Raw genomic sequence first — 3,581 nt, forward strand, 5'->3', positions numbered from 1 at the left:
ACCACAATCAGCCAGCCCGGTCTGGCCTTAATCCCCACCAGGGCATTCACCAGCACCTTTGTCGAGCCGGGTTTCAGCTGAGCGCTGCCCACGTCGAACAGAGAGAGGCTGTTGAGGCGGATGATGTTGGGACTCTGAATGATGTTCTTTACGACTGGCCGTGGTGGCTGTGAAGGTGCCCAACTGTTGATGGCGGCCTCAAGCGGCGCAATAAGCCGCATTCCTTGATATAACCCAAGTCCCAGGCGCATTGGCGCACCACTGCGACGCCACGCATCCAGTAGGCGTGCATCGGCTCGCAGTTGCTGTTGGGCATATATCTTGGGCGTTGGAGGGGTGCCGGAAAGCCGGTTATACAGTGACAAGTGATCGCCAATGCTCTGGATCAGGCGCTGATTATTGATAAACGACGCTGACAGGGCACACAGCAAAAATAACCCACACAGTAATCCGGCACGTTGCCAGGTCTGCATAGGGCGAGAGACGCCGTGGCGACGTGGCAGGTAAGGCAGCAGCACATCCGGTAACGGCAGAATTTCTTGTGTGTCGCACCCAACGGGTGTCAATGTGGTGATGCCGGCAATGTGTGTGTGCCAAAGATTCCCCTGGATGTTTATGACAGGCGTAAAACAGCAGCCCCATGCACAGGGGGTCAGGACAGGAAGATTTCCTTGAGGCTGGGTAAACAGGTTATAAACATATCGGTCGAACCATGACAATACACTTCCCATCCAGAGCGCCGAGCCGAGCCTCTCTTGCCCATCCCGGTTCGCCTGCTCACGGAGCCATTCAGCTAATGGGATGCACCCTGAACCCGCTTCCTGAACCTGCACTGTTTTAAGGCCCGGCGTCACCATGTACCAACGTTCAGACAGTGCAAGCGACTCCGCAGGCGGAGAAAGCCAGCTACTGATCCAGATCGGTGGGATCCCTGAAAGCTGGCCTTTGCACTGCACGATGGCCCGATGCCAGGCGCGCAGGGACTGCGTAAACGCGTCCCGTTCCTGATGCTGTTCCGGCATGATTGCCAACAAGACCGAGAGGCGGGCTATCAGCGCCGGGCGTTCAATCGACAAATAGTGCGCAAGCTGTAATAAATGCTCAGGCGACGCGACCGGTAAATACCAACCCTGACGAGTTTCACGGAAAGCGGCAGACAGGGGGAACAGTGACGCACTATCACCACACACCAGCACTACCGCCCCCTGAAACCCTTCCGGAGGCAGCGCTGCTCCGACGGTATTGATATCGTCTGGTAGGGAATAATGACGTTCTCTTCGCCATTGACGATAACTGGCCACAATGCAGAGAATAATAACCAGCAAACTGAATACCACCTGGTTGCCGATACTTAGCGGCAAAAAGCCAAGTATCAGCCACAGCGCCAGACTGGTTCCTAAGAGCCACCAGGTTAACTGCCTTAATCCGCGCATCGGTTAGTGCATCCCTGCAAGCTGAGTCACCAGGTATGTCAGTCTGGTTGAGAGCGTGAACCACAGCGCCGCTAATATCGCTATCCCTATAGCCCAGGATAACCAGTAAGACCTTCGTCCGGATCGCAAACGCGGTGAGCGCGAAACCACTGGCGCATCCTGTGATGAGGTGAAAGGGGGTACCAGCAGGCTTAACCTGCGTACCACATCTTCCCGCTGCTCATCATCTTGCTCACGATAGCGGCCGACGAAACCCAACATCAGCGCCCGATAAAAGCAGGTGAGCACCGCTGCATCGGGTGCGGGTTCCTGTAAAACGGTGCGAATACGCTCCCAAAGTTCCTCGCCGGCGTTCAGGGTATTGAAATAGCGAGCCTGAAGTGGATTTTTCAGCCATTTTTTATAGCCGCTGTCCTGTTTTTGACGATTAAGGACACTCTCATCCAGTAATGCACATTGTGTATAAAGCATATGGTTACAGCTGGTTTCGCTGAAACCAGCACGGGATAGCGCTTCACGTGCGCCGTCAATCCATTCACATGCGCGACGGTACAATGCCTCGCCGTCCTCAATTTCGTGGCCGTTACGCAATTGGCTGACCATCAGCCAGCCAGGGTAAAACACCTCATCTGTCATAGACGCGTCTATTTTGCTCATGAGCGCAGCACCGCAAACAGTTCAAGTTTGATATCACCCAGCGAGCCGGGGGTATAGAAAGCACAGTTACCTGCCGCCAACATGGCCTGTGCCGCAGCCCCATCCAGGTCAAGGGCAAAGTACTGATTCTCAAGACGCAATGGGATAGCGGCCGGGACGTGAGACAGGGGTTTCATCACTACCCCATTCAGGGCGACATTAACCACGTCTGATACCTCCTCGACGCTGCCGGCTTTACACAGCAAAGGGAACTGAGTCTGTAACAGATGGTTTGGAATATTTGAACGAACCGAGAGATAGAAATCAGCCTCTTCACGCAGGCGGGCATCATGCAGAGAGCCGTTCCAAAATTGCCCGTCCTGAGTCAGCTCAATAACTACCATACGAGAAGGCAGACTGGCTTCGAGCAGCGTATCCAATAAAGTAAACAGCGGCGGAAAAACCTGCTCTGGCTTATCGTGTTGATAAAGTGGGATATCTTCTGCTTTATGCACCAGGGAGAACGTCAGCAGACCGCCGGCAAGCCTGGCTAACTCGCGATAAAGCAGTTCCGGGTGCCGGGTAGGTGTCTGATAAAGCTCTGCCAGTACCGGCTCAGCACTGTTCAATGCATTCAACAGCCAGAAAAGTGACACATCGGCCACTGCAAAATCAGCCATACGTTCATTACTTTCACGCCGCATGGCCATCAGACGGCGGCGGCGCGCCTGTAGACGATGAAGTAAATCACCCAGATCATTGAGTACCGCCTGGCTTGCTGAAGATGACAGCATGGGCGGAATGAAATGCGTATCCTGTATCCATTGCCCTTGTGCATTGCGCAGCAACCGCGTTACCGGGCAAATCAGATATGCACTGTTTTCCTGATGCGCAAAACGCAATGTGATCGCGTGTCGCATCACGGCCAACTCAGTACGTTCGTGGCCAGAAAGCTCCTGTACCGTCACCCATTCCTGCTTCCAGCGACGAGGGCGCTCGCTGTCCTGACCTTCATCAAGATTGCCGCCATTGGCCGATAACAGTGGCAATGCCAGCACCACGTCTATGCTCTCCCGATCAGAGACGGCAGACAGATCACAGGCGGGTGGCAAATTATCAGCCAGGTCGGTGTCAATCAGCGTACCGTCAGGAAAGCGAACCACCAGACGAAGCGCATTCAGACGGGAAACAGCCAACGCCCCGTTATCAAATGTTGCGTCAATCACACCCCATGGATGCGCCAATGCCATATGAGCCACAGTGTCTGCCATACAGGCATCCCAACGAGCCTGCTGTTGGAACTGTTGTGGGGCCAGGAAGGCCCCTTCAGTCCATAAAGGACGATAAATTTTCATCCCTGTTACCGCCTTATGCTTTGGCTTTTGGCATTTGGGATACCAGCGACAGGTTCACATCCAGCCCTTCGACCTGGAAATGCGGCACGGCGTAGAGTTTCACGCGGAAGAAGCCGGGGTTGTCCTCGATATCCTCGACCGTGACTTTCGCGTCGCG

4 protein-coding genes are annotated in these 3,581 nt (G+C 54.5%); all 4 read right to left on the reverse strand.

Annotation, left to right across the window (positions count from 1 at the left end):
* On the reverse strand, positions 1–1,433 hold a 1,433-nt coding region (locus CYR52_RS22020), incomplete at its 3' end, for a cell envelope biogenesis protein OmpA (protein ID WP_101829439.1).
* Positions 1,434–1,436: 3 nt separating this feature from the next.
* A complete protein-coding gene (gene tssL, locus CYR52_RS22025) occupies positions 1,437–2,090 on the reverse strand; it encodes a type VI secretion system protein TssL, short form (protein WP_175558206.1) in 654 nt (217 codons plus the stop codon).
* The gene (gene tssK, locus CYR52_RS22030; RefSeq protein ID WP_101829440.1) at positions 2,087–3,424 is read right to left on the reverse strand and encodes a type VI secretion system baseplate subunit TssK; all 1,338 of its coding nucleotides are present in this window, start codon (positions 3,422–3,424) and stop codon (positions 2,087–2,089) included. Before tssK ends, tssL begins: the two co-directional genes overlap by 4 nt.
* A gap of 13 nt (positions 3,425–3,437) precedes the next feature.
* Positions 3,438–3,581: type VI secretion system contractile sheath large subunit (locus CYR52_RS22525; protein WP_146001363.1), on the reverse strand; the 144-nt coding region annotated here is incomplete at its 5' end.

It is taken from the genome of Chimaeribacter arupi (assembly GCF_002858805.1).
GTDB lineage: Bacteria > Pseudomonadota > Gammaproteobacteria > Enterobacterales > Enterobacteriaceae > Chimaeribacter > Chimaeribacter arupi.